At 63.3% G+C, this 24,805-nt stretch carries 22 protein-coding genes and 1 pseudogene; 9 read left to right on the forward strand and 14 right to left on the reverse strand.

Annotated elements, in window-relative coordinates; genetic code table 11:
- The first annotated feature begins 145 nt into the window (after positions 1–145).
- The 3 genes from fhuF to AB4Z53_RS07690 all read left to right on the forward strand — a co-directional run bounded on the left by fhuF (position 146) and on the right by AB4Z53_RS07690 (position 2,784).
- Complete coding sequence (fhuF, locus tag AB4Z53_RS07680) at positions 146–901, forward strand: siderophore-iron reductase FhuF (RefSeq protein WP_441595443.1); 756 nt, start codon at positions 146–148, stop codon at positions 899–901.
- Positions 902–904: 3 nt separating this feature from the next.
- Positions 905–2,044: an ABC transporter substrate-binding protein gene (locus tag AB4Z53_RS07685; protein ID WP_441595444.1), complete on the forward strand. Its 1,140-nt coding sequence runs from the start codon at positions 905–907 to the stop codon at positions 2,042–2,044.
- A gap of 215 nt (positions 2,045–2,259) precedes the next feature.
- Positions 2,260–2,784, forward strand: a complete 525-nt coding sequence (locus tag AB4Z53_RS07690; protein ID WP_441595445.1) for a hypothetical protein — start codon at positions 2,260–2,262, stop codon at positions 2,782–2,784.
- A gap of 117 nt (positions 2,785–2,901) precedes the next feature.
- On the opposite strand, the gene AB4Z53_RS07695 is transcribed toward AB4Z53_RS07690, so the two are convergent.
- Positions 2,902–3,486 (reverse strand): isochorismatase family protein, encoded by a 585-nt coding sequence (locus tag AB4Z53_RS07695; RefSeq protein WP_441595446.1) that lies wholly within the window; start codon positions 3,484–3,486, stop codon positions 2,902–2,904.
- A 114-nt stretch (positions 3,487–3,600) separates the two neighbouring features.
- On the opposite strand from AB4Z53_RS07695, the gene AB4Z53_RS07700 reads away from it, so the two are divergent.
- Complete coding sequence (locus tag AB4Z53_RS07700) at positions 3,601–4,044, forward strand: Lrp/AsnC family transcriptional regulator (protein WP_291150915.1); 444 nt, start codon at positions 3,601–3,603, stop codon at positions 4,042–4,044.
- 42 nt (positions 4,045–4,086) lie between these two features.
- Here the strand turns inward: AB4Z53_RS07700 and AB4Z53_RS07705 are convergent, their stop codons facing one another.
- From AB4Z53_RS07705 to AB4Z53_RS07720, 4 genes are all read right to left on the reverse strand, one after another.
- Positions 4,087–5,319 (reverse strand): aromatic ring-hydroxylating oxygenase subunit alpha, encoded by a 1,233-nt coding sequence (locus AB4Z53_RS07705; RefSeq protein ID WP_441595447.1) that lies wholly within the window; start codon positions 5,317–5,319, stop codon positions 4,087–4,089.
- 304 nt (positions 5,320–5,623) lie between these two features.
- On the reverse strand, positions 5,624–7,168 hold the full coding sequence (locus tag AB4Z53_RS07710) for a trimethylamine methyltransferase family protein (RefSeq protein ID WP_441595448.1): 1,545 nt from the start codon (positions 7,166–7,168) through the stop codon (positions 5,624–5,626).
- Positions 7,169–7,530: 362 nt separating this feature from the next.
- Positions 7,531–9,978 (reverse strand): GcvT family protein, encoded by a 2,448-nt coding sequence (locus tag AB4Z53_RS07715; protein WP_291150905.1) that lies wholly within the window; start codon positions 9,976–9,978, stop codon positions 7,531–7,533.
- Entirely contained in the window at positions 9,975–12,422 is a 2,448-nt protein-coding gene (locus AB4Z53_RS07720) for a GcvT family protein (RefSeq protein WP_441595449.1), read from the reverse strand. The genes AB4Z53_RS07715 and AB4Z53_RS07720 overlap by 4 nt, the downstream gene beginning before the upstream one ends.
- Before the next feature lie 124 nt (positions 12,423–12,546).
- Between AB4Z53_RS07720 and AB4Z53_RS07725 the strand changes: the two genes are divergently transcribed.
- Positions 12,547–13,422, forward strand: a complete 876-nt coding sequence (locus AB4Z53_RS07725; RefSeq protein WP_441595450.1) for a LysR family transcriptional regulator — start codon at positions 12,547–12,549, stop codon at positions 13,420–13,422.
- 15 nt (positions 13,423–13,437) lie between these two features.
- On the opposite strand, the gene AB4Z53_RS07730 is transcribed toward AB4Z53_RS07725, so the two are convergent.
- The 4 genes and pseudogenes from AB4Z53_RS07730 to AB4Z53_RS07745 form a co-directional block, all read right to left on the reverse strand.
- On the reverse strand, positions 13,438–14,109 hold the full coding sequence (locus AB4Z53_RS07730; RefSeq protein ID WP_291150896.1) for an amino acid ABC transporter permease: 672 nt from the start codon (positions 14,107–14,109) through the stop codon (positions 13,438–13,440).
- Between the two features lie 18 nt (positions 14,110–14,127).
- Positions 14,128–14,943: a transporter substrate-binding domain-containing protein gene (locus AB4Z53_RS07735; RefSeq protein WP_441595451.1), complete on the reverse strand. Its 816-nt coding sequence runs from the start codon at positions 14,941–14,943 to the stop codon at positions 14,128–14,130.
- Between the two features lie 11 nt (positions 14,944–14,954).
- Positions 14,955–15,257 (reverse strand): GYD domain-containing protein, encoded by a 303-nt coding sequence (locus AB4Z53_RS07740; protein WP_441595452.1) that lies wholly within the window; start codon positions 15,255–15,257, stop codon positions 14,955–14,957.
- Positions 15,258–15,355: 98 nt separating this feature from the next.
- Positions 15,356–16,016, reverse strand: a pseudogene (locus AB4Z53_RS07745) (cysteine hydrolase family protein).
- 136 nt (positions 16,017–16,152) lie between these two features.
- Here AB4Z53_RS07745 and AB4Z53_RS07750 point away from each other — a divergent pair.
- Positions 16,153–17,067, forward strand: coding sequence for a LysR substrate-binding domain-containing protein (locus AB4Z53_RS07750; RefSeq protein WP_441595453.1), 915 nt, complete (start codon positions 16,153–16,155; stop codon positions 17,065–17,067).
- Here the strand turns inward: AB4Z53_RS07750 and AB4Z53_RS07755 are convergent.
- From AB4Z53_RS07755 to AB4Z53_RS07765, 3 genes are all read right to left on the reverse strand, one after another.
- Complete coding sequence (locus AB4Z53_RS07755) at positions 17,061–18,746, reverse strand: alpha/beta hydrolase (RefSeq protein WP_441595454.1); 1,686 nt, start codon at positions 18,744–18,746, stop codon at positions 17,061–17,063. The two genes, AB4Z53_RS07750 and AB4Z53_RS07755, sit on opposite strands and share 7 nt — an antisense overlap.
- A gap of 220 nt (positions 18,747–18,966) precedes the next feature.
- The gene (locus AB4Z53_RS07760) at positions 18,967–20,256 is read right to left on the reverse strand and encodes a mechanosensitive ion channel family protein (protein ID WP_441595455.1); all 1,290 of its coding nucleotides are present in this window, start codon (positions 20,254–20,256) and stop codon (positions 18,967–18,969) included.
- 136 nt (positions 20,257–20,392) lie between these two features.
- On the reverse strand, positions 20,393–20,851 hold the full coding sequence (locus AB4Z53_RS07765; protein WP_441595456.1) for an Lrp/AsnC family transcriptional regulator: 459 nt from the start codon (positions 20,849–20,851) through the stop codon (positions 20,393–20,395).
- A 126-nt stretch (positions 20,852–20,977) separates the two neighbouring features.
- Between AB4Z53_RS07765 and AB4Z53_RS07770 the strand changes: the two genes are divergently transcribed.
- Positions 20,978–22,261, forward strand: coding sequence for a cystathionine gamma-synthase family protein (locus AB4Z53_RS07770; RefSeq protein WP_291150876.1), 1,284 nt, complete (start codon positions 20,978–20,980; stop codon positions 22,259–22,261).
- Complete coding sequence (locus tag AB4Z53_RS07775) at positions 22,261–22,716, forward strand: hypothetical protein (RefSeq protein ID WP_441595457.1); 456 nt, start codon at positions 22,261–22,263, stop codon at positions 22,714–22,716. Before AB4Z53_RS07770 ends, AB4Z53_RS07775 begins: the two co-directional genes overlap by 1 nt.
- Positions 22,717–22,762: 46 nt before the next feature.
- On the opposite strand, the gene AB4Z53_RS07780 is transcribed toward AB4Z53_RS07775, so the two are convergent.
- Both AB4Z53_RS07780 and AB4Z53_RS07785 read right to left on the reverse strand, forming a co-directional pair.
- Positions 22,763–23,113: a VOC family protein gene (locus AB4Z53_RS07780; protein WP_441595458.1), complete on the reverse strand. Its 351-nt coding sequence runs from the start codon at positions 23,111–23,113 to the stop codon at positions 22,763–22,765.
- A gap of 122 nt (positions 23,114–23,235) precedes the next feature.
- Positions 23,236–23,856, reverse strand: a complete 621-nt coding sequence (locus AB4Z53_RS07785; RefSeq protein ID WP_441595459.1) for a TetR/AcrR family transcriptional regulator — start codon at positions 23,854–23,856, stop codon at positions 23,236–23,238.
- An 83-nt stretch (positions 23,857–23,939) separates the two neighbouring features.
- On the opposite strand from AB4Z53_RS07785, the gene AB4Z53_RS07790 reads away from it, so the two are divergent.
- Positions 23,940–24,755: a crotonase/enoyl-CoA hydratase family protein gene (locus tag AB4Z53_RS07790; protein WP_441595460.1), complete on the forward strand. Its 816-nt coding sequence runs from the start codon at positions 23,940–23,942 to the stop codon at positions 24,753–24,755.
- Positions 24,756–24,805: the final 50 nt, after the last annotated feature.

Below are 24,805 nucleotides of genomic sequence, written 5' to 3' on the forward strand. Positions count from 1 at the left end.
TAAATGACTTGCGTCGATAGAAATCTTGAGTAACACGATCACCTTATGAGTTTCTGACCGCGCTCAGAAGGTGTCGCATGCTGGCAGGACGGCGTAGTTTCACGGCTGTATTTCCGATCGGGCGCGCCCGCGTGCGAGTGGCATCATGACGGCCATTGCCTGCGAACCGGTTGTCGAGATCGGCGGCCCCAAGGCCCTGTCGGCCGCCTTCGCCGGCACCCATGCCTGGTGCAACGAGAAGATGGTGCTCTCGGACGAGCTTTCCGATGGCATGGCGCTACCCGACTTCTTTTCCTCCGGTGCCTTCGGCCACGCGCTCGATATCTACATGGCGAAATCCGGCGCCAGCGACCGGCGCGCCGTCGCCTCCATGTGGTCGCTCTATTATTTCTCGGCCCTCACTATCCCCTATCTGGTGGCGCGTGTGCTCGACCATCAGGTGCTTCCCGTCACCTTCGACCAGATGAAAGTGGCGCTCGGCGAAGACGGCCTTCCCCGAACCTTCGGCGTGGCGACATCGGGCGACTGGCAGCAGGCTGACGATACCGACGTGTTCGCAACGCTTGGCCCGCCGATGCACGGGCACCTGCGCGAGGTCGTCGGCTACCTCAAGTCCGTAGGTGGCATCGCCCCGAAGCTCGCCTGGAACAACGCGCTCGTCTATATCGACTATGCGCTACGGGCCTCCGGCATCGAGCCGCTGAACGCCCAGGCCGACGCGCTGATCGGCAGCAAGTCCCTGCCGGACGGCACGCCCAACCCCTTCTTCGATTGCCTTCGCCACGAAGAAGAAGACGGCGCCCGTGTCTGCCGCCGCAAGATCTGCTGCCTGCGCTATCTGCTGCCCGGTATCCCGAGCTGCGGCAGCCTCTGCGCCCTCCCCAGCCAAAGGAACCAATAGGTTTTGTCGTCCCGCCGCCCCTTCCAGGCCGCCATTCGGCTGACGCTCGCTCTCGTTGTCGCGCTGCTCTTCGCCTTTTCTGCCCGCGCCGAAGGCAACTGGCCGATGACCGTCACCGATGCGGTGGGCCGTGAGGTGACGATCCCGGCAAGGCCGAAGGCAATCCTGCTTGGAAGCGGCTTCAACCTTGTCGCTTTGTCGCTGATCCATCCCGATCCCGTCAGCCTGCTCGCCGGCTGGTCCGGCGACATGAAGGGTGACAATCCCGAGATCTATGAGGCCTTCCGGCGGAAATTCCCTGATATCGCCGACGTGCCGCAGATCGACGACGGAACCGGCCCCGGCCTTTCCTTCGAAACGCTGCTGACGCTGAAAGCCGACCTCGGCATCCTCGCCAACTGGCAGGCCGATACCGAGCCGGGCAAGCGCGCGATCGACTATCTGACCGGCATCGGCGTGCCGGTGGTGGTCGTCGATTTCAACAACGACCCGCTGACGAGCACGCCGCGCATGATGCGCCTGCTTGGCAGGATCCTCGAACGGGACGAGCAGGCCGACGCCTTTGCCCGGTTCTACGAGGACAGGCTGGCGCTGATCCAGGCCCGCATTGCCGCCAAGCCGGAGCCCCGTCCGCTGGTGCTGATGGATGCCTTCCCCCAGGCAGACCGTTGCTGCTGGGCCTACGGCACCGGCGGTCTCGGCGAATTCCTGACGATCGCCGGCGGCCGCAACATCGCCGAAGGCGTGCTGCCGCGCCCCGGCGGCACGGTCAATGCCGAAGCGGTCATGGCCGCCAACCCCGATATCTACATCGCCACCTCCTCGCCCGGCGGCAAATACGGCACGCTCTCGATCGGGCCCGGTGTCAGCCAGGACGAAGCGCGCCAGACGCTCGCCCGCACCATCGAGGCGCCCGCGCTCACGAGCATGCGCGCCGTTGAGGAAAAGCAGGTCCATGGACTCTGGAACTTCTTCAACGCCATCCCACTCAACATCGTCGCCGCAGAAGCCTTCGCCACCTGGATCCGGCCGGATCTCTTTGGTGATCTCGATCCGAAGAAGAGCCTTGACGAAATCAACACCCGTTTCGCAGCGGTCCCGTTCGAAGGCACCTACTGGGTAGACCTTAAGCCGGCGGAGTAGCTCTCCTTCCTCACTTGACCTGTGTCCGTCCCTGGTCGGCCGGGATAGCCACCCGATGCTTATCGTCGCGTGTTGTCTGCCGCAAGACGCACTATATAAGTGTCGTCACGGCCTTGTTCTAAGAGGGCAAGGACCGTCTAACGCTTTGATCGGCTGCATGGTTTCCCTCTTGCATCGAATCCGATTCAAGGAATGATGCGGTGAGGAGGATCTGGATGCTTTGGTTGATTGCGTTACCGCTGGGTCTTGTCGTTGTGTATCTGACAGCGCGCTTCAGCCGTTTTCGCCAATGGGCGGAACCGATCCTCTCGGTCGCCGTAGCGGTCGGCCTGCTCGTCGCCTTCATCATCTGGTTCAGCGATCGCGACGGCCGCAAACCCGTAGCACCGGAGCCGGCGCAGACGACGCAACCCGCGGGCCTCACCGCTGCCGACATCGCGTTGGAAGGGCTAACCTTTGAGCAAAGCCAGCCGGAACGAAGCTTCCGCCTGCGTGGCACGGTGACGAACAGGGGCCAGACTCTGCTCGAATATTTCCGGCTTTCGGTCACGCTGGAAGATTGCCCTGACGATGCCTGCCAGGCGATCGGCGACGACGCGGCCCTCATCCTCGCCCGGGTGCCGGCCGGCCAGAGCCGGCCGTTCGAAACTTTCCTCACCTTTCCGAACCGCGAGGGCCAGAGCCTGACGGCCCCAAAATGGACGACCAATATCGTCGAGGTTCGCGGCACAAACCGGTGAACAGCGTGCGCAGTGCCCGGAATGCGACACAATTCCGGCGGAAACCCGCTTCAAAGTTTATCAGGAATCGCTTGTGAACAGCGCGCGCTCGGCGATTCGACAGGAGAGTGGGATATTCTAGGCGGCGTGCGGACGGCGTAGGGCTTCGACGAAAGCAACCGTCGTCGTCACCTCGGCGAATTCGGCGCGCAAGGTCGCGACATGGGCTCGGTGGACGTCCCGTGCCGGGATTTCCGTTCCATCTCCATCCGGCTGATCGAAGCAATCGCATGCATCCTCGACGAGGATCATGCGGTAACCGAGATTGGCGCCGACGCGCACCGAGGTGGAGACACACATGTCGGTGGAAATGCCGAATGCAACGACTGTATCGACGCCGAGACGACGCAGCCTTAGGTCGAGGTCGGTGCCGATGAACGCTGCGTTGACGCTTTTGGTGACGAGTGGCTCGCCGGCCTGCGGCTCGAAACCGGGCCGGAAGGCGTTGCCGGATGCACCGGGGGCGAGTGTCGAGCCCGGCATGACGCTATCATGGCGTACGTGGATCACCGGCCGGCCTGCGGCGCGCCAGGCGGCAAGCAAAGCGAGACCATTCCGGTCGATATCGGCATTCCATCGGCGTGGCCAGGGGGCGCTGTCGAAAGCCTGCTGCATGTCGATCGGCAGCAGCACGGCATTGTCGGGCACTACGGGTAATTTCATGGCAAGGCTCCTTCGTTGCGAGAAGGAAGCTATCTGTCCTATCGTCCGGTTTCACTGGACAAGATGGCGCCAGACCGGACAAATGTCCGGTCTTCGCACGAAAGGAGATACAATTTGACGGAACTCGACGACAAGGATCGGCTGCTGCTGGCAGCGCTTCGCCAGGATTCTCGCCAGAGCCTGGTGGCGCTCGCCCGACATGCCGGCCTCTCGCGCAGCGGCGTGCACGAGCGCCTGCGGCGCCTCGAAGCCAAAGGCGTCGTCGCCGGCTACACGATCCGTCTCGGCGTCGAGGACAAGAACCCGACGGTCAGGGCCCTGGTCGCCATCACGTTCCAGTCCAGCAAGAATTGCGATCACATCGTGCCGCATCTTTCCGCCATGCCGCCAGTGGTCACCTGCTGGTCGCTCGCCGGGTCCACCGACCTGATGGTGCTCGTCGAATGCGCATCCAATGGCGATCTCGACACGATCCGCCGGCAGATTTCCCTGATCCCGGGCATCGCCACCGTGCAGACGCATGTGGCGCTCCGGACGCATTTCGATCGAAGAGATTAGGTGGGCCGGCCTTGGCCGATCCCACACATTTGAGGCCCTGCTTCAGGCCGGCCGGCTGATCTCGTCGAGATACCAATGGATGTAGCGCAGTTCGTTGTGCTCCATCGGCGCGATCGGCCCCGGCACGAAATAGTGCGAGCGCACGCCGCGGGCGGTATGTTCGATGATCGCCTTGTCTTCCTCGGTCGTCACCTTCCACAGCCACGTCAGCCTTTCCAGATCGTAGTCGCGCCCCTCCTCGGCGTTACCGTCGACGAGCCAGATCAGCTCCATCTCCGAGGTCTCCGCCGTCTTGGGCACGAAGCGGTAGATCATGCCGTGATCGGGATAGCAGACGAGGAAGGTGGTACCGCCGAGGTGGATGGAGGTGACGCCGCCGTCGAAATCGCTGAAGCGCCCCATCAGCGTGCTCAGCGCCTGGCCGTCCTTGCTGCCGGTCTTGGCGCCGTCATAGAGCGGATAACGGAAGGCATGCACCGCCTCCTTGCCGCCGGCAGACGTCTGCCAGTGGTTGCCGGAACCGACCTCGATGCCCAGTTCGCAAGTGCGCGCCTCCATCCGGGCGTTCAGCTCCTCGATCATGTGCAACGGCTGTTCCAGCGCATGTGTCTCGGAATATTCCGGATGCGCCGGGCCGCAGTGGTAGCACTCCACATAGTTCTCGACGGCGAGCTTCCAGTTGGCGTCAACCGGATAGGACTGGCGATGGGCGATTTTCGCCGATCCCCAGCCGTACTGCCCGCAGGTCGCGTGCAGCAGATGCTCGACCTCGGAGAAATCGAGCGACTCGTCGGCAAAGGAGATGAAGATCAGCCCTTCGGTGACGCGCACATGGAGCTTCTTCAGCCCGTGGTCTTCGCGCCTGAAATCCTTGGGCATCAGCCTTGCCGCCTTCAGCGCCCCGTCATTGCCATAGGTCCAGGCGTGATAGGGGCAGACGAAAGCACGGGCGTTGCCCTTGTCCTTGGTGCAGACCTCAGCGCCGCGATGACGGCAGACATTGAGCATCGCGTGGATCTCGCCGTTCGCCGTGCGGGTGACGATCACCTGCTCTGATGCCATGCGAAAGACCTCGAAGTCATTGGCATTCGGGATCGCACTCTCATGGGCGACGCAGTGCCAATGGCGGCGGAAGACCCGCTCGAGATCACGTTCGTAGATCTCCGGATCGAGATAGAAGGCGCGGGCAAGCCCATGACCGGCGCGATGGGCTGCGACCAGCTGGTCGATACGGTCGCCGGTGACAGTTGTGGTCTTGAGCTCCGATACGAGCATGGGCTGAACTCCAACAGTGGACCGGAAGGACCGCGTTCCGGCGCGCGTGTATTTCATTTTGACGCAAGGGGCTCGCCACGCGTCTCCTTCTCCCGGTCAAAACGGGGAGAAGCAGGCCGGATGAGAGGCGCTCCCCCTCGCATCAGGGCCAGCCCAAACGCGTGTGTCTCCATCCCCAGGCACACGTCACCAGCCGCGAACTTCGGTCGACACCTCAGCCCGTCGCATTTCCTTGCAATCTGTAGGGAACGAGCGACCATGTCCGGCCGCCCGCAACACCCGTCCCGCGACCGGGACGGAGCCTTCAGCAGAAGATCTGAAACTTCTCCCGGATCATCCGGTCGATCTCAGGCGCGATCACCGAAGGGGCCGCCTCCGCCAGAATGCGRTTTTTCTTCTCGATCGCCTTGGCCACCAGGTCCGGACGGCCGATCTCGACCCATTCCTTCGGGCTCGTGCGGTCGGCGACTGCCGGATAGATGTACTCGGTCTGCATCAGCCCCAGCGTCTGCGGATGGCCGAGATAGTGGCCAGGGCCCTCGAGGCAGACCGAGCGCATGGTCTCGAGCGAGACCGAATCCTCGGTGACATCGATGCCACGGATGCAGCGCTGCACCTGGCCCAGCAGATCGTCGCCGAGCACCAGCGATTCCAGGCAGAAGCCGAGCAGCGAGGCATGCATGCCGACGGCCTCGTAAACCATGTTGAGGCCGGAAAGCCCGGCCATGACGTTGGAGATCGCCTGCTCCCAGCCGGCCTGCATATCCGGCAGCTTGGCATCGGCGATACCGGCCGCCGCGCCACCCGGCAGGCGATAGAACTGGTGCATCTGCGCGCAGCCGGCCGTCAGCAACGCCTGTTCACCGGAGCCGCCGGACATTGCGCCTGTGCGCAGATCCGAGACGAATGGCCAGGTGCCGAAGACCGCCGGATGCCCCGGCGCCATGGCATTGACATAGACGACACCCGCCAGGCACTCAGCAACCGCCTGCACGATCGCGGTCGCGAGCGGCGCCGGCGCGGTGGCGCCCGCCTGACCCGCCGAGAGAAGCAGGATCGGCATGCCGGCGCGGATACACTTCTCCATGGTGATGCAGCTTTCCTCCGCGAACTTCATCGGCGGAACGACGAAGCAGTTCGAGTTGGAGACAAACGGCCGCGCCCGCCATTTGTCCTCGCCGCCGGCGATCATGTGGATGAGATCGAAGCAGCCATCGACATGCGAGGGATCGGAAAAGCTGGTGCCGACATGTTTGGTTGTGCCAGCGCAGCAGGCATAGAGCGTGTTGACGTCCATCAGGAAATTGTCGGCCACATCGCGGCAGACCATGGCACGCTGGAAGAAGTGCACGTTGTCGAGATGGTGGACGAGCTGCGCGGCATTGAGCAGGTCCTTGGAGGTCGACTCGCGGTATTCACGTTTCTCGACATCGACGATGTGTACCGCGGCTCCGGCGGTGCCGTAATAGACGCGAGTGCCCGAGAGCTCGAGATCCTGTTTCGGATCGCGGGCATGAAGCGTGATGTCGCGCGCGGCGATCGCAAGCATGTCTTCGACCAGTGCTCGGGGAAAGCGGATGCGTCCGTCATCGCCGAGGATCGCGCCGGCGCCGGTCATGATCTCGACACCCGATTTCGGCGCATTGGCAAGGCCGATCTGCTCCAGCGCATCGAGTGCTGCCTCGTGGATGCGCTTCACATTGGCGTCGCTCAACGGCTTGTATTGCCCGCCGGAAAGCCCAGGGCGTACCGGCCGGATGTTTTCGGCCAAGGGAGCCGCGCGCAGCGCCACCCGCGCCGCCCGCCCGCCGGACCGTCTCGAAGCCGCAACTGCACAATCATCAGCCATCATCATCTCCCAATGGGGCGCATGCCCCTGATTCCTGCCGTGCGGCGCTGCCCCACATCCGCGCGGTGAGAGATTGCCCCTCATCCGCCTGCCGGCACCTTCTCCCCGTCTGGACGGGGAGAAGGGACTTGTGGCGCCCGCTCGTTCCTCTCCTCAGCGTTCATGAGGATGAGGATTAGCTGGCCTTCTGCACCGCCTCGTTCTTCCACCGCCCCTCACTCCAACCTCTCTCCGCGTGTGGTGAGAGGGAATGACCCGGGGCCGCGTCTCCCTTCTCCCCGCCTGCGGGGAGAAGGTGCCGGCAGGCGGATGAGGGGCTCTAGCCTTTCCGCGCGGATGAGGGACGAGCCCAACCGCCTGCCCTAAATCCGCACCCGCTCCGCCCTTGGGTCGTACATAGGCTTCAGCGACGCCTCGGCCTTCACCCGCGTGCCGGCGATCTCGATCTCGAAGCTTGATCCGAGCACGTCGTCGGCGCTCTCGCCTTCCGACGGCACGTAGCCAAGCCCGATCGCGCCGCCGAGGTGATGGCCGTAATTGCCCGACGTGATCGTGCCGACGATCTTGCCGTCGCGAACGATCGCCTCGTTGTGGAAGAGCAGTGGCTCGGGATCGGAAAGCCGGAACTGCACCAGCCGGCGCGATAGCCCGCGATTGTGCTTGGCAAGCACCGCCTCGCGGCCGATGAAGTCGCCCTTGTCGGCTTTGACCGCAAAGCCGAGCCCGGCTTCGAGCACATGGTCCTCGTCGGTGATGTCGTGGCCGAAATGGCGGAAGGCCTTTTCGATGCGGCAACTGTCGAGCGTGTGGATGCCGCAGAGCTTCAGGCCCAGCCCCTCGCCCGCCGCCTCCAGCGCCTCGAACACATGCGCGGTCTGGTCGGTCGGGACATAGAGCTCCCAGCCGAGTTCGCCGACATAGGTGACGCGGTGGGCGCGGGCGAGCCCCATGCCGACCTCGATCTCGCGGGCCGTGCCGAAAGGATGAGCGGCATTGGAGAAATCGTTGGGGCTGACCTTCTGCATGAGCTCCCGCGCCTTCGGCCCCATGACGCAAAGCACGCTTTCGCCGGCGCCGACATCGGTGATGACAACGAACTCGTCGGTCAGATGCTTGCGCAGCCAGGCAAGGTCGCGCTGCAAGGTGGCGCCGGGCACCACCAGCAGGAAGGCGGTTTCCGAAAGACGGGTCACCGTCAGGTCGCTCTCGATGCCGCCGCGCCCGTTCAGCATCTGGGTATAGACGATGCGGCCGGGCTCGACGTTCATCTCGTTGGCGCAGAGCTTCTGCAGGAAGGAAAGCGCGTCGCGCCCCTCGACCCGGATCTTGCCGAAGGAGGTCATGTCGAACAGGCCGACGCCGTTGCGCACAGCCAGATGCTCCGCTTTCTGGTTTTCAAACCAGTTCTGCCGCTTCCAGGAATAGCGGTATTCGCGCTCCTGGCCCTCGTTCGCAAACCAGTTGGCGCGCTCCCATCCCGCCACTTCGCCGAAGACCGCGCCGCGGGCTTTCAGATGCTCGTGCAGCGGCGAGCGGCGCACACCGCGGGCCGTCGCCATCTGGCGATAGGGGAAATGGTCGGCATAGAGCAAACCGAGCGTTTCAGAGACGCGGTCTTTCAGGTAGGCGCGGTTCTTCTGGAACGGCTGCGCCCGGCGGATATCCACCTCCCAGAGATCGAAGGGCGGCTCGCCGTCGTTCATCCATTGCGCGAGCGCCATGCCGGCCCCGCCCGAGGAAACGATGCCGATCGAGTTGTAGCCGGCCGCCACCCAATAGCCTTTCACCTCCGGCGCCTCGCCGAGATAGTAGCGGTCGTCGGGCGTAAAGCTCTCAGGCCCGTTGAAGAAGGTGTGGATGCCGGCCGTCTCCAGCATCGGCATGCGGTTGACCGCCATTTCGAGGATCGGCGCGAAGTGGTCGAAATCGTCGGGCAGCTGGTCGAAGCAGAAATCTTCGCGGATGCCATCCATGCCCCAGGGCTTGGCTTTCAGTTCGAAGGCGCCGATCAGCATCTTGCCGGCGTCCTCCTTGTAGTAGGTGCACTCATCGGGCACGCGCAGCACCGGCAGGCGCGTGAGGTTCGGGATCGCCTCGGTGACGATGTAGAAATGCTCGCAGGCATGCAACGGCACCGTGACGCCCGATTGCCGCGCGAATTCCCGGCCCCACATGCCGGCGCAATTGACGACATGCTCGGTCTCGATCGTGTAGGTCTCACCGTTCTGTTCGCAGGTGACGCCGGTCACCCGGCCGTCCTTCTTCAAAACAGAGGTCACCTTCACGCCTTCGATGATCGTTGCGCCGTTCTGGCGCGCGCCCTTGGCCAGCGCCATGGCGATGTTGGCCGGGTCGCACTGGCCGTCGAGCGGCAAATGCACCGCCGCTTTCACGTCCGAGGTGTTGAGGTGCGGATACATCGCCTTCACTTCGTCAGGCGTGATCTCGCGCACGTCGACATTGAAAGCCCGCGCAAGCGAGGCCTGGCGGTAGATCTCCTCCTTGCGCTCCTCGGTCAGCGCCACGGTGATCGAGCCGTTCTGGCGCATGCCGGTGGAAATGCCGGTCTCGGCCTCGAGCTTGACGTAGAGGTCGGCCGAATATTTCGCGAGCCGCGTCATGTTCTGCGAGGCGCGCAGCTGACCGATGAGCCCGGCCGCATGCCAGGTGGTGCCCGACGTCAGTTGCTTGCGCTCCAACAGCACCACGTCGGTCCAGCCGAGCTTGGCGAGGTGATAGGCGACCGAACAGCCGGAGACGCCACCGCCGATGATGACCGCGCGGGCTTTCGAGGGAATGGGCTTGGTCATGCACGCAGTCTTTCGTTGGAGGGATCCCAGAGCGGCTGGTCCGCTTCAACCGTAGCCTTGAAGCGATCGCCGAAGATCTCGACCTCGATTTCCGTGCCGGGCACGGCGAGATCGGCGCGCAGCATGCCGAGTGCAATCGACTTGCCGACGCGGTGGCCCCAGTTGCCCGAGGTCGTTTCGCCGACCACCTGACCGTCGGACCAGAGCGTCGACATGTAGGGTGCGTCGCAACCGTCTGCGGCGACCGTCAACGTCACGAAGCGCTTGGAAACGCCCTGCTGCTTCTCGCGCTCCAGCGCCACCTTGCCCTTGAAGCCAGGCTTGCCCCAATCGACGAAGCGCTCCAGCCCGCCCTGCAGGATGGTGTAGTCGGTCGAAAGGTCGCCCTTCCAGGCGCGGTAGCCCTTCTCGATGCGCAGGCTATCGAGCGCTTCCATGCCGAAGGGCTTCAACCCGTGCTTCTGCCCGGCCGCCCAGACGGCGTCGAATATGACGGCGGTATCCTCGACCTTGGTGTGGATCTCCCAGCCGAGTTCTCCGGCGAAGGAGACGCGCACCAGCTGGCAGTAGCGCCCTGCGATCTGCGCCGTCTGATGCGTCAGCCAGCCCTTGGTCAGATCGGCGTCGCTGACTTCAGTGAGGATTGCGCGCGATTTCGGCCCGGTGAGGATCTGGCAGGAGAAGGATTTGGTGACATCGTCGATGGTGAAGGCGGCATCGGCGGGCCGGTGCTTCGTCAGCCATTCGAAATCATGCCACTGCGCCGTCGCGGCGGTGATCAGGAAGAAGAAGTCATCGTCGAGCATCATCACCGACATCTCGGTGACGATCCGGCCCTTGTCGTCGGCAAAATAGGCAAGGCCGATGCGCCCGGGCTTCGGCACCCGGCCGGTGATGAGACCCGAAAGCCAGGCCGTCGCGCCCTCGCCCTTCACCCGGAAGCGCGAGAAGCCCGGCAGGTCGAGAATGCCGGCGGCATCGCGCACGGCCAGGCACTCTTCCTCGATGCGTTTCGCCCATGGCCCTTCGCGGCCCCAGGTCTGCGTCGCCTCTTCGGAGGTGTCGTCGCCTGACTTGGCGTACCACATCGCCCGTTCCCAACCGTTATAGGGCTTGAACTGGGCGCCGAGGGCGGCGATCCGGTCGTGGATCGGCGACAGCTTGCGGTCGCGCCCGGCCGCCCAATAATGCTTCGGAAAATGCATCGCATATTCGTGGCCATAGATCTCCATGCCCTTGGCGATGCAGTAGTCCTGATCGGTGTAGTCGGTGTAGCGCCGGGGATCGCAGGACCACATGTCCCACTCGGTCTGGCCCTCGGTGATCCATTCGGCGAGCACCTTGCCGGCGCCGCCGGCCTGGCAGATGCCGAAGGTGAAGACGCAGGCCTCAAATGCGTTCGGCACGCCCGGCATCGGGCCGATCAGCGGGTTGCCGTCGGGCGCATAGGGGATCGGGCCGTTGATGATGCGCGAGAGGCCGGCGGTGCCGAGGATCGGCACACGCTCCACGGCATCGTTCAGGTACCATTCCAGCCGGTCGAGATCGTCCGGGAAGAGCTGGAAGGAAAAATCCTCCGGCATCGGGTCGTCAGGCGTTACCCAATGGGCGCGGCAATTGCGCTCGTACGGCCCGAGGTTCATCCCGTTCTTCTCCTGGCGGAGATAGTAGGAGCTGTCGACGTCACGGAGCAGAGGAAGTTTGTGGCCGGCCTCCTTCGACCAGGCGGCAAGCTCCGGGATCTCGTCGAACAGGATGTACTGGTGGCTCATTACCATCATCGGCACGTCGCGGCCGAACATCTTGCCGACTTCGCGGGCATAATAGCCGGCAGCGTTGACGACATATTCGCAGCGGATCTCGCCCTGCGGCGTGGAGATCACCCATTCGTCGTTTTCGCGGCGCGCGCCCGTGACCGGACAGAAGCGGATGATCTTCGCGCCCATGTCGCGCGCGCCCTTGGCAAGCGCCTGCGTCAGCTGTGCCGGGTCAATGTCGCCGTCATAGGGATCGTAGAGCGCGCCGGTCAGTTCGTGCGTTTCGAGAAAGGGATAGCGGGCGCGCATCTCGTCGGGCGAGAGGATATCGAGATCCATACCCTGATAGCGGCCCATGCCCACGACGCGCTTGAACTCCTGCAGCCTTTCTTTCGAGTGGCCGAGCCGGATCGAACCGGTGACATGATAGTTCATCGGATAATCGACGAGCGCGCCGAGATCGCGATAGAGCGAGGCCGAATAGCGCTGCATGTTCATGATCGACCAGGAGGACGAGAAGGTCGGCACGTTGCCGGCCGCATGCCAGGTCGAGCCTGCCGTCAGCTCGTTCTTTTCCAGAAGCACGCAATCGGTCCAGCCCGCCTTCGCGAGATGGTAGAGCGAGGAAGCGCCGATCGCTCCCCCACCGATGATCACGACCCGTGCGTGCGACGGCAAATTCGACATCAACTGTTCCCTCGTTTTGGCCGAATTCTTGCCGGTGAAGCGCGGCGCCATCAAGCGACAGAAACAGGCTTTATTGATCGATGAATTCGATTAGATTGAGGGACAAGCAACAGGAGCCTACGGCATGCAGGTTGAACTGATCGAAACCTTTCTCGACCTGATGGAGAGCCGCTCCTTCAACCGCACCGCCGAGCGGCTGAACATCACCCAATCGACCGTCTCGCACCGGGTGAAGGCACYGGAAGCCCAGTTCAACCGCAAGCTCTTCACCCGCAACAAGGGCGGCACCGTGCCGACCGCTGCCGGGCTGCGTTTCCTAGATTATGCGAAAGCCCTGCAAAACCAATGGCATGAGGCAACGCGCGCGGTCACCAATGCCGGGGCGCTGGAGCGTTCCATGCGGCTCGGCATCCAGCATGATCTGGCCGAGGCTTTTGCGGGGGAATGGATGGCGGCGATCCGCCGGGACATGCCCGGCATCGAGGTCTATATGGAGGCCGATTACTCCAACCAGATGAACCGCGATCTCGGCGCCGGCGACCTCGATCTGGCGATCCTCTATACGCCCCACTATCTGCCTGACCTTTACTACGAACGGATCGGCGATCTGCATTACGTGCTGGTCAGCACCGAGGCCCGCGACCTCGCAGATGTACGCTCCGAAAACTACATCCGCTCGAGCTATTCGCCGACCTTCGACCGCGCGCACCGGCTTGCCTTGCCGCATCTCTCCGCTGCGCTCGTCTCGGCCGGCCAGAACATGGCGATCACCCGGGTTCTCGCGGCCCTCGGCGGCTCGGCCTATGTGACCGCCGCCACGGCGGAGCGGCTGGCTGCAGACGGATTTGCCGCCCGCGTTCACGATGCGCCGGTGATCCCGCAGACGGTCTATGCCGCAACCAGCCTGCGCACCCGTCACGCCCACCAGCACCGCAAGATCATCGCCGCCATGGGCGAACTGCTCGCCACGCTGCCGGTGCCAAATACAGAGAGCGCCTAGATCAATGTCGAGCTGTTACGCCATGCGGCGCTGGATCAGCCGCTGCAGGACCATCAGGATGGAGACGATCGCGAGGTAATAGATCAACGCCGCCGAATACCATTCGACGAAGCGGAAGCTTGATGCGATCGCGTCGTTGACGACCGCCATGATCTCGCGCATTGAAATCACATAGGCAAGCGAGGTCAGCTTGATCAGGTTGATGAATTCGTTGACCAGCACCGGCATGACGATCCTGAGCGCCTGCGGCAGGATCACGAGAAAGAACGTCTGCCAGCGATTGAGGCCGAGCGCGCGGGCGGCGTCCGTCTGCCCCTGGCCGATTGCCGAAAGCGCCCCGCGCATCGCCTCCGCCATGTAGGCCGCCGTCACCAGAGTAAACGCGATGAAGGCGGCGACGAAGGGCGTGTACCAGGGCGCCCGCGTCAGCCCGGGGAAGAGCTGCGGCGCGCCGTTCCAGACGATCAGGAGCACGAGGATCAGAGGCGCCGAGCGAAACAGCCAGACATAGAGCTGCGCTGCCGTACGCCGCACCGCCGCCACCGAATTCAGCGCGACGGCAAGCGGCAGGCAGAGTAGGAACGACGCCGCCTGCACCAGGATCGAAAGCAGGATGGCGATGCCTGCCCCCTGCAGCATGACGGGCATGGTCAGGGCATCGAGAAACAGTTTGGTGTCGAAGTTCATGCCCTGCCCCCTTTTTGATCAGGAGTCGTAATCGACGTCGAAGAGCGACGGATCGAGGCCGTATTTCTTGGCGAGATCACCGAAGAAGCCCTTTTCCTTGAGCGCCTTCAGCCCCGCTTTGACCGCGACTGCATCACCGCCGTCGCGGCGGCTGTAGATGCCGTACTTGAAATCCGAGGCCCAGATGTAAGGAAGCTGAAGCGTGCCGTCGGAGCGCGAGGCGCGATAGGCGCCCTCGGCCTCTTCCGTCACCGTCGCATCGACGCGACCGACGAGAACCTGCTGATAGGCCGCCTGCTGTGTCGGGTATTCCTGCACCTCGACCGGCGGCAGGCCCTTGGCGGCGAGTGCCTCGTTCAGCGGCCCGATCCGCTCTTCCTTGTAGTAGGCGCCGGCTTCGAGCGCGATGACCTTGCCGCTCAGGTCCTCCGGCACCTTGATCGTATCGCGGCCCGCCTTGGTGACCATCGCAGTTGCCGATTTCATGTAGGGCACGCCGTCATAGGTCTCGCGCCGTTTGGCGTTGATGTAGATGCCGCTAATGATGACATCGCAGCGCCCTGCCCCAAGCGTCGGCAGCAGGCCGGCAAATTCGGTGACGGTGTAGCTCACCTTCGCATTCCATTGCGCCGCCAGCGCTTCGGCGATCTCGATGTCGATGCCTGTCGGCGCCGCGTCGGCCGGATGCTCCTTGAAGGAGAGCGGCGGAAAGGCGGCGGTGGTGCAGACGCCGATCTCGCCATCCGCCGCAAAGGCCGGCGGCTCGGCCTGTGCGGGGCCGGCCGAAAGCACGGCGGTTGTAAGAAGAGTTGCGCAGGATGCCAGTCTGAACATCGTCATTCCCCTTATTGTGCTCGTGAAACGCGGCCGACGATGTCGCCATAGGTCTGGCTGTCGAAGGCCGGAAGGATGAGCGGATCCACAAAGCCATCACGCCGCGCCGTCAGCACGTATTGCATCATCGACGCATTGTCCGGCATCTCGAAAACCTGGACGAAGTCGTAGGCTCCGAGCGTGGCATAGAAGGCGACCGAGCGGCCGCCAAGCGCTGCGACCCGATCCTCGCTCACCTTGCGCCGGGCGCCGCTGTCCGAGAGCTCGGCCAGTCCCTTGGAGGTCAGTCGCATCAGCGAGATATATCTTTGCATAGGGCATCATTCCGTTGAAACGGTTGGCAAAAGGCTTTGGAAATGTGAGGTATTGAGCCGCGCCCGGAGAATTCCCGGAAAAGTGCGGTGCCAGAGCGCTAGCGCGCGGCCCTGGCCAGTCCGGCAATGACCGCATCGCTGGTCGAGACCGTGCCGAAGATGCCGTTCTCGATCGAGATCATGTTGATCGCCGCCTCATGCGCCCACTGCTCGCCGCTGGCACAGCAGTCCGAAATCGTCAGGCACTGGAAATTGCGGTCGCAGGCTTCGCGCAGCGTCGTGTGTACGCAGACATCGGTGGTGCAGCCGGTAAAGAGCATGTGGGTGATGAGACCTCAGCACATGCTCGAGATCCGTATAGGTGAAGGAGCTGTTGCAGGTCTTGTCGATGATGACATCGGTGTCGGCGACATCGAGTTCGGGCAAGAGCTGGAACCCCGGGCTCGAACGCAACAGCACCTGCGTGTTCTCCAGCCCCGAGCGCTTGCGCCGCCATTTCTCGTAAGGCGTCATGTCGGCGAGATCGGCGCGGTAGCCCTGGCGCGTGTGGATGATCAGGCAGCCGGCAGCCCGCGCCGCTGCAATCACCCGATTGACCGAGGGCACGATGGCGGCCAGCGGCGCCGGATCGTAGCCCATCGACGCGAAGTAGCCGCTGGGCGAGCAGAAGTCGATCTGCAGATCGATCACCATCAGCGCGGTCTGCGACGGAACCAGCTTTCCATCATAAGGAAAATCAAACGGTTGTGCCTCGATCATGGTGTTCTCCCTCTCTCCGGTTCGATTCATAGGAGCAAAAATCGATTGGGAATAGCGATTTTTTATGCTTGATATTGTGCAGTCTGGCTAAACAATAATGAGCCTCAAACGGCCACCAGGTACGCGGAGAATCCATGTGAAGGCGCTGCATTTCCTGCCCTATATCCGGGCGTTCGAGGCTGTGGCGCGCATCGGCTCCGTGCGCCAGGCGGCAGACGAGCTGGGCCTCAGCCCCGGCGCCGTGTCGCTGCAATTGCGCCGGCTGTCGGAGACGACCGGCCTGACGCTGCTTGAGAAATCCGGCCGCAACATCAAGCTCACCGCCGCCGGCCGCGACTTCGCGCAGACGGTTTCCCACGCGATCGGCAATCTCGCGGCTGCGGTCGAAGACGGCACCGACCGACGGCTTGAAAGCCACCAGCACAAGCTGACCGTCGCCCTGCCACCGGCGCTGGCGATTGCCTGGATGGCCGGGCTGCTGGTGCAGTTTGCCGGCGCGCGTGGTTTGACCGACCTTTCGATGCGCAACTGCATTCGCGCCAGCGACGTCGCCTGGGACGACGTCGATCTCGCCGTCGTCTACGACAACCCGCCTTTCGACGGCCTGTGGTGGCAGGCGGTCAGCGACGTGAAACTGCGCACGGTCTGCTCGCCGCTGCTCTTTCCCCGGCTCGAAGGACCGCTGCGCGAGAGGAAGCTGCGCGACGTCACGCTGCTGCATGAGGATGACGGCCGGGAATGGGCGCGCTGGTCGGCCGCCTCGCGCATCTCGCTCGAGGGCAGCCGCAGCGTGCGGGTGCAATCGGTCGCGATCGCCGTCGCCTCGGCGCTGCAAGGCCAGGGCATTGCCCTCGTCTCCGACGTGCTGACACGCTCCTATCTCTATGAGGGACGGCTGATCCAGCCTTTCCCGACGGCAATACCGGCGTCGGCCGGCTACTACCTGCTCTGCCCCACGGAAAAAGCTGAGGAGCCGCTGATCCACGCCTTCGCCAACCAGATCGCCGCCCACCTGCGCGGCGAGCGTTTGGGCGACAAGCAGGCTCAGTAGCGGCCCTTGAGCAGCGCCTTCAGCCGCTCGGCATCCGCCTCGGTCACACCAGGCGGTGCCATCACCTGCATCCACGCGTCGATATAGTGTTTCGGCGCATAGACATGGCCGTAGCCGATCGGCGAGGTCGTTGCGAGCGCCATGTCGGCAAGCAGCTGGAACATGGTGACAACCGGGAACCAGCGGAGCGCCGGCGAGACGTCGGCGCCGCGCGGCGCCTTCATCCAGTCCGGCTCGCGGTAAAAGGAATAGGGATCGAAGAAGGTGATCGGGTCGCTTGCATATTGCAGGTAGACGATGCGGACATTGCCCCAGGTCGCGCCCGGGATGTTCAAGGCATTCTCCTGGTTGGTGAAACGGATCACCGAGCCGTCGCGATAGAGCGGCCGCCATTCCGGCGAGCCCGGATTGCGGTTTCGCGTGATCTGCAGCCAGGTCTTCGTCGGAAATGGCGAGCCGACCCAGAGAGCGCCCTGGAACGGGTCGCTGATGATGTCGAAGGGATCGACCGAGCCTTGCGAGTTCATCGCGCCGAGGCTGAGACCATAGAGATAGAGCCTCGGCCGCTTGTCCTTCGGCAGCGTCGTCCAGTAGCCATAGACCGCGTCGAACAGCGCATCGGCCGTCTCCGCTCCATATTCCGGCTCGACCAGCAGCGACAGCCAGCTTGTGAGATAGGAATACTGCACGGCGACGCTCGCGACATCGCCCTTCAAGAGATATTCGAGCGAATCGAGGCCCGGCGGGTCGATCCAGCCGGTGCCGGTCGGAACCACGATCAAAAGATTGGAGCGCTCGAAACCGCCGACGCGCTTCAGTTCCTCGAGAGCCAGCTTCGCCCGCTCCTTGGCGGTTTCGGCCGAGTTGAGACCGGCATAGACCCGCAAGGGTTCCTTTGCCTCAGCCCCGAAAAAGGCGCCGATGTCCTTCGCGGCCGGGCCGGACGCGATGAACTGGCGCCCCTGGCGGCCAAGCTCGTCCCAGGTCATCAGCGACGCGCTGCTGCCGGTCTTCGAAGGATCTGTCGGCGGCGCAACGTCGGGGTCGATCAAGGCGTCCAGCCGCTGGAACGAGCTGTCGGCCGCATGCAGGACAAAGCGGAAGATGACACCATCGGCGGCCGACCAGAAGAGCGCGAGCGCCGCAACCACCCCGGCAAGCTTGGCCATCGGCCGGGTCAGCACATATTCGAAACGCCTGGTCAGAAACCGGAAGGTCAGCCGGAACAGGCGCGCCAACAGCACGACGACGACGAAGACGACGGCCGCGATCAGGCCGAGCTTGAACGGCTCGGCGCTTTCGACCGGGTGCATCCCCATGATCTCGCGCACCGTGTTCTGCCAGTAGGCTGTGCGCCAGAGGAAGGTCAGCGCAACCGCGATGCAGCCGAACGCCGCCACCACCTTCACGGTGAAACCGGTGCGCCCGCGGATCTCCGGCAGGTCGAGCAAGGACCATAGCCAGCGCATGAGCACGCCGATCGCATAGCCGGCGGAAAGCGACAGGCCAGAGATTACCGCCTGCACCACATAGGGGCGCGGGATCAGGCTCGGCGTCAGCGACATGGCAAAGAAGAAGACGCCGACAATCAGGCCGGAGGTCGAGAAGGATGCAAGCAGCGCCGAAACGAAGCGCGGCACCGGCAGTCTCGACAGTCGCGTCTGTTGAAGATTTGCCATGGCCGATCCCACCCTATGCAGACATGTCCCCCCAACGGCCGAGGCCGTCCGGCGAAGGTCCCGTATCACTTTGAATTGCTGCACATTTATCCTCAAATCGGCGACGATTTGACGAAATGTGCAGCAGGCGCCGGCAGCAATGTCGCCTTCCGCTCGTGTCCAGTCAATCGCCGCAACCGGAAGACGCGCGAGCCCTGACCTGTCAACGGCACTCCGGCCCTCACACGTGGGTCACCTCGACCGGTGTTTTCATGATGATTTCGCGGTGCGGGAACGGGATCGAAATACCCGCCGCCTTGAAGGCATCCCACAGCGCCATCAGCACCTGACCGCGAATGTTGGTGAGCCCGTTGCTCGGATCGGAGATCCAGAACCTCAGCTTGAAATCGAGCGACGATGCGCCGAAGCCGGTCATCCAGCAGACCGGCTCCGCGTGGCCGCTGGCAACCCGTGGGATCGATTTGGCAGCCGCAATGGCAATGCGCGCCACCTCGTGCGGATCGCTGTCATAGGAGGTGCCGAAACTGACCTCGATGCGGACGAAGTCGCTGGAGAACGACCAGTTCACCACCTGCTGCGAGATGAAGTCCTCGTTCGGAATGAGGTACTCCTTTCCGTCCCTGGTGATGAAGGAGACGAAGCGGGAGCGCAGGTCGCGCACGAAGCCAAAGGTATCGCCGAGCGTGATCGTGTCGCCGGGTTTGATGGATTTGTCGAGCAGGATGATGATGCCGGATATGAAGTTGGAGACCACCTTCTGCAGACCGAAACCGATACCGACGCCGACCGCCCCGGAAAAGACCGTCAGCGCCGTCAGGTCGATGCCGGTTGCCGACAGCGCGATTGCGCCGGCAAAGCCGATCAGCGCGATCTTGACCAACTTGCTGATCAGCACCTTGAAGGAGGGCGTCAGATCCGCTGAACGCTGGATCCAGTGTGAAGAGACGTTGCCGATCAGCACCGCAAGCCAGACCAGCGCGGAAGAAAGCACGATGGCTTTGAGGACCAGCAGCAGCGACAGACGAACCGCGCCGAAATTGATGGCAACGCTGTCGAGCGTCGTCAGGATCACCCGATCGAGCCCGACCGCAAAGAGCGCAAAATAGATCCAGCCGACGACGGCGGTAACCCGCGCCAGCATCTGGTTGCGGATGATGCGTGTCAGCACCGAGATGACGAACCATGCCGCCGTCAGCGTCAGCGCAGTGGCCACCAACCAGCGATAGGAAGGCCATCCGAAGCGCAATATCATCCCGTCGGCGATCCAGAGCCAGATGATCAGAAACAGCCACCGCAGCCGCCGCATGAAGGCGATGATCACGCGCAGCAGGTCCGGGTTACCCTTGATCAGGCGGGCGCGCGCTTCGACCAGCGGCTCTGTCCGCTTTGCCAGCGCGCCGCAGATCAGGTGACCGGCGACGATGATGGCGAGCTGATAATACGTCCACTCGTTCAAAAGGACCGTGCGCAACCAGGAAGCGACGGCATCGAACGCTGTTGCGAAATCCATCGTCTCTCTCCGAGAGATCAAGGCGCCCGCCGAGCGTTTGGGGACGCCCTGACCCCTTGAATCTAGGGCATCCTCGACGCTTTCAAAGCCGACCGGAGAAAGTCGAACGTCTTCAAAGACTTGTGAAGCGTGGACGCTAGATCCGCCGCTCCTTGATGGTGTTCATGACGAAGCTGGTCTCGATCGAGGCGACGCATTTGAGCCTTGCGATCTTCTCCTTGATGAAGCGCTCGTACTGATCGAGGCCGGCGCTCATCACCTTCAGCACATAATCGCGCGAGCCGGTCACCAGATGGCATTCGAGCACCTCGTCCCAGCCGCGCACTGCCTCCTCGAACATGACGATCTCGTCCTCGTGCTGGCGGCTGAGCCTGACGGTCGCGATCGCCGTCATCGTCCAGCCGTCGATCGCCGGATCGATCAGCGCCGTATAGCCGCGGATGACGCCGGTCTCCTCCAGCCGCCGCAGCCGGCGAAGACAGGGCGAAGCCGACAGCCCCACCCGCTCGGCAAGCTCGTTGTTGGTAAGGCGGGCATCCCCCACCAGTTCCTTCAAAATCCTGCGATCCATCTCGTCGGCAATTTTCTGTGCCATATCTTCTCAACTCAGCCAGATCTTTGCGCAACTCAAAGACATCGAGCCGGAAATAGCAAGGATCAGTCCAAGCATCTGATATAATTTGCCTGTCAGTCGAGTCCGCTTCCCATCAGGAGACAAGTCATGACCGCACCTCATCCCTCCAAGACCCATATCGGAAACCACAAGCTGCATCCCGAAACGCAGATGCTGAACTATGGCTACGATCCGGAACTGTCCGAGGGCGCCGTCAAGCCGCCGGTGTTCCTGACCTCGACCTTCGTGTTCCGCTCGGCCGAAGAGGGCCGCGACTTCTTCGACTTCGTTTCCGGCCGCCGCGAGCCGCCGGCGGGCGTCGGCGCCGGCCTCGTCTATTCGCGCTTCAACCATCCGAACAGCGAGATCGTCGAAGACCGCCTGGCCGTCTACGAGCGCACCGAGAGCTGCGCGCTGTTCTCGTCGGGCATGTCGGCGATCGCCACGACCCTGCTCGCCTTCGTCAAGCCGGGTGACGCGGTGCTACACAGCCAGCCGCTCTATGGCGGCACCGAGACACTGCTTGCCCGCACCTTCCTCAATCTCGGCGTCGCCGCCGTCGGCTTTGCCGATGGCGTCAACGAAGCGGCGGTGACGGCCGCCGCCGAAGAGGCGATGGCCAAGGGCCGTGTCTCGGTGATCCTGATAGAAACGCCGGCGAACCCGACCAACAGCCTCGTCGATGTCGCCATGATCCGCCGCGTTGCCGACGCGATCGGCCGAAAGCAGGGCCATACGCCGATCGTCGCCTGCGACAACACGCTGCTCGGCCCGGTCTTCCAGCGGCCGATCGAACACGGCGCCGACATCTCGCTCTATTCGCTGACCAAATATGTCGGCGGCCATTCCGACCTGATCGCCGGTGCGGCGCTCGGCTCCAAGGCGGTGATGAAGCAGGTAAAGGCGCTGCGCGGCGCGATCGGCACCCAGCTCGATCCGCATTCCTGCTGGATGCTCGGCCGTTCCTTGGAAACGCTCTCGGTGCGCATGCAGAAGGCCGACGACAATGCCCGCATCGTCGCCGAGTTCCTGCGCGAGCACCCGAAGGTCGAGCGTATCCACTACCTGCCCTTCCATGGCGAGGATACGCCCGTCGGCCGCACCTTCAAGGCACAGTGCACCGGCGCCGGTTCGACCTTCTCCTTCGACATTACGGGCGGTCAGGAAGCGGCCTTCCGCTTCCTGAATGCGCTGCAGATCTTCAAGCTCGCCGTCAGCCTCGGCGGCACGGAATCGCTCGCCAGCCACCCGGCGGCCATGACCCATTCCGGCGTGCCGATCGAGGTGCGCCACCGTATCGGCGTGCTGGAATCGACCATCCGCCTGTCGATCGGCATCGAGCATCCGGATGATCTCGTCGCGGATCTTTCAAACGCCCTGTCGGTCTCCTGATGCAAGCGGCCGCCGGTCGAGCCGGCGGCCGCTTCGCTGAATTGAAATGTGCAATTCCGGACGGAAAACCGCTGTGCACTTTTCCTGGAATTGGCTCGCTTGACTGGCGCAATTCCGGGCGGAAAACCGCTGCGCACTTTTCCTGGAATTGGCTCGCTTGGCTGGCGCAATTCCGGGAGGAAAACCGCTGCGCACTTTTCCTGGAATTGGCTCGCTTGGCTGGCGCAATTCCGGACGGAAAACCGCTGCGCACTTTTCCTGGAATTGGCTCGCTTGACTGGCGCAATTCCGGGCGGAAAACCGCCGCGCACTTTTCCTGGAATTGGCTCGCTTGGCTGGCGCAATTCCGGACGGAAAACCGCTGCGCACTTTTCCTGGAATTGGCTCGCTTGGCTGGCGCAATTCCGGACGGAAAACCGCTGCGCACTTTTCCTGGAATTGGCTCGCTTGGCTAGCGCAATTCCGGACGGAAAACCGCTGCGCACTTTTCCTGGAATTGCTTTAGTGCGCCAGGATGTTGACGATATTGCCGAACGGGTCGCGCATGTAGAAACGGCGCACACCCCAGGGCTCGTTGGTGATGTCGTAGACGATCTCGACACCGGCGGCCTTGGCGCGCTGATAGGCCCGGTCGACGTCGTCGACCTCGATCGAAAGCACCGGCACGGGCGTATCGTTGCCGCCCTCGCTGGCGATGCTCACCTGTGGCATCGCCGCCTTGCCCTCGGCGGCAAAGGTCAGGATCCAGCCGTGATCCATCACCACGTCCAGTTCCAAGAGGTCACCGTAGAAGGCGCGTGCCGCCTGCGGGTCCGGCGCGTAGAGGTTGGGGACGATACGCTTGACGGTCATGGATTGCTCTCCTCCGGTGAGCCGCAACACGGCTACATCGGCACTCCCCAGTTGTTCTGTTGAACGCGATACAGCCTATACTGCCTGCCAAGTGCACTCAGTTGAAGCGAAAACGCATCGCTTCAGAAAGCAGCCCCCGCGTGCTTCGATGACGCGTGCGGGTTCGCGTCGGCAAGCGCCGCCCGCACCAGCGTCGCCGCTGCGTTGCCCGCCATCTCCATATAGCTGGCATCCCGGTGCAGCAGCACCACGGCGAAGCTGCCGTCGAGCAGCAGCAGGATCTGCTTTGCCAGCATGGCAGGCTCGGCGGCGCCGGCGTCGGTGAAGGTCTCGGCCATCCACGCCTCGAACTTCTTCTTGTGAGCCGCACCGATCCGGATCGCCGGATGTCCTGGCATGTTGGCAAGCTCGGCAGAGGTGCGCAGGAAACCGCAGCCCTTCCACTTCGGGTGGCGCGCCGCCCGCGCCAGATTGACGAAGATCGCCTCGACCTTGTCGGCAAGGTCCCCGTCGCCCGTGTCGAACCACTTCCGAAAGAGCTTGAGATTGGGCTGGTCGCGACCTTCGAGATAGGCAGCGATCAGCTCGTCCTTGCTTTCGAAGTGGTAGTAGAGCGTGCGCTTCGTCACGCCCGCCGCCTCGGCCACCGCATCGACGCTGACGGCACGGATGCCCTCGGCATAAAACAGCTTTTCCGCCGCTGCGACGATCACGTCCCGGGTCGATTTCTCTGGTTTCGCCATCTCTGATGTATACCGACTAGTGAATATACATCGCATCTTCCCTCACCTAGCCTCTCCCCGTCAACACCTGCCGGAGAGCAACCATGTCGAACACTGTGCTGATGCAGATATCAGAGGGCATCGCCGTCCTCACTCTCAACCGTCCGCAGAAACTCAACGCGCTCAACTACGAGCTGATCGACCGGCTCATGAGCCTTCTCGACGAGATCGAAGTGAACGACGAGATCGGCGCGGTGATCATCACCGGCGCCGGCGAGCGAGCCTTTTCCGCCGGCGGCGATATCCATGAGTTCTCGCAAAGCGTGGCCAAGGGCGTGAACCCGGCCGTACGCGATTTCGTTCGCCGCGGTCAGGGCCTGACGGCCCGGCTCGAAGCCTTCCCGAAACCGGTGATCGCCGCCGTCAACGGGCTCGCCTATGGCGGCGGCTGTGAGATTACCGAGGCCGTGCATCTGGCAATCGCTAGCGACAAGGCACGTTTTGCCAAGCCGGAGATCAAGCTCGGCATGCCGCCGACCTTCGGCGGCACCCAGCGCCTGCCGCGGCTGGCCGGCCGCAAGCGCGCAATCGAACTGCTCCTGACCGGCGAGGATTTCCTGGCCGATTGCGCGCTGGAGCTAGGGCTCGTCAACCGCGTCGTCCCGCATGAGGAACTGATCGCTTCCGCCCGTGACCTGGCAAAACGCATCATGGCGCACTCCCCCCTCGCCATCCGCTCGATCATCAATGCCGTAACCCGCGGCCTCAACATGTCGATCGCCGAGGGGTTGCTGGTCGAAAGCGAACAGTTTGCCCTGGTGGTGCCAACCGACGATCTCGCGGATGCGCTCGCTGCCTGGAAGGGACGGCGCGTCCACGACGATCCACCGCGGCCCGGTCTCTTTTCGCGATACTCCTAAATTCAACCGAACGGTTGACAATGAGCTCGATCGCGACGATATTCAACGAT

Origin of the sequence: Ensifer sp. 2TAB8, assembly GCF_052115125.1 — a bacterium.
GTDB lineage: Bacteria > Pseudomonadota > Alphaproteobacteria > Rhizobiales > Rhizobiaceae > Ensifer.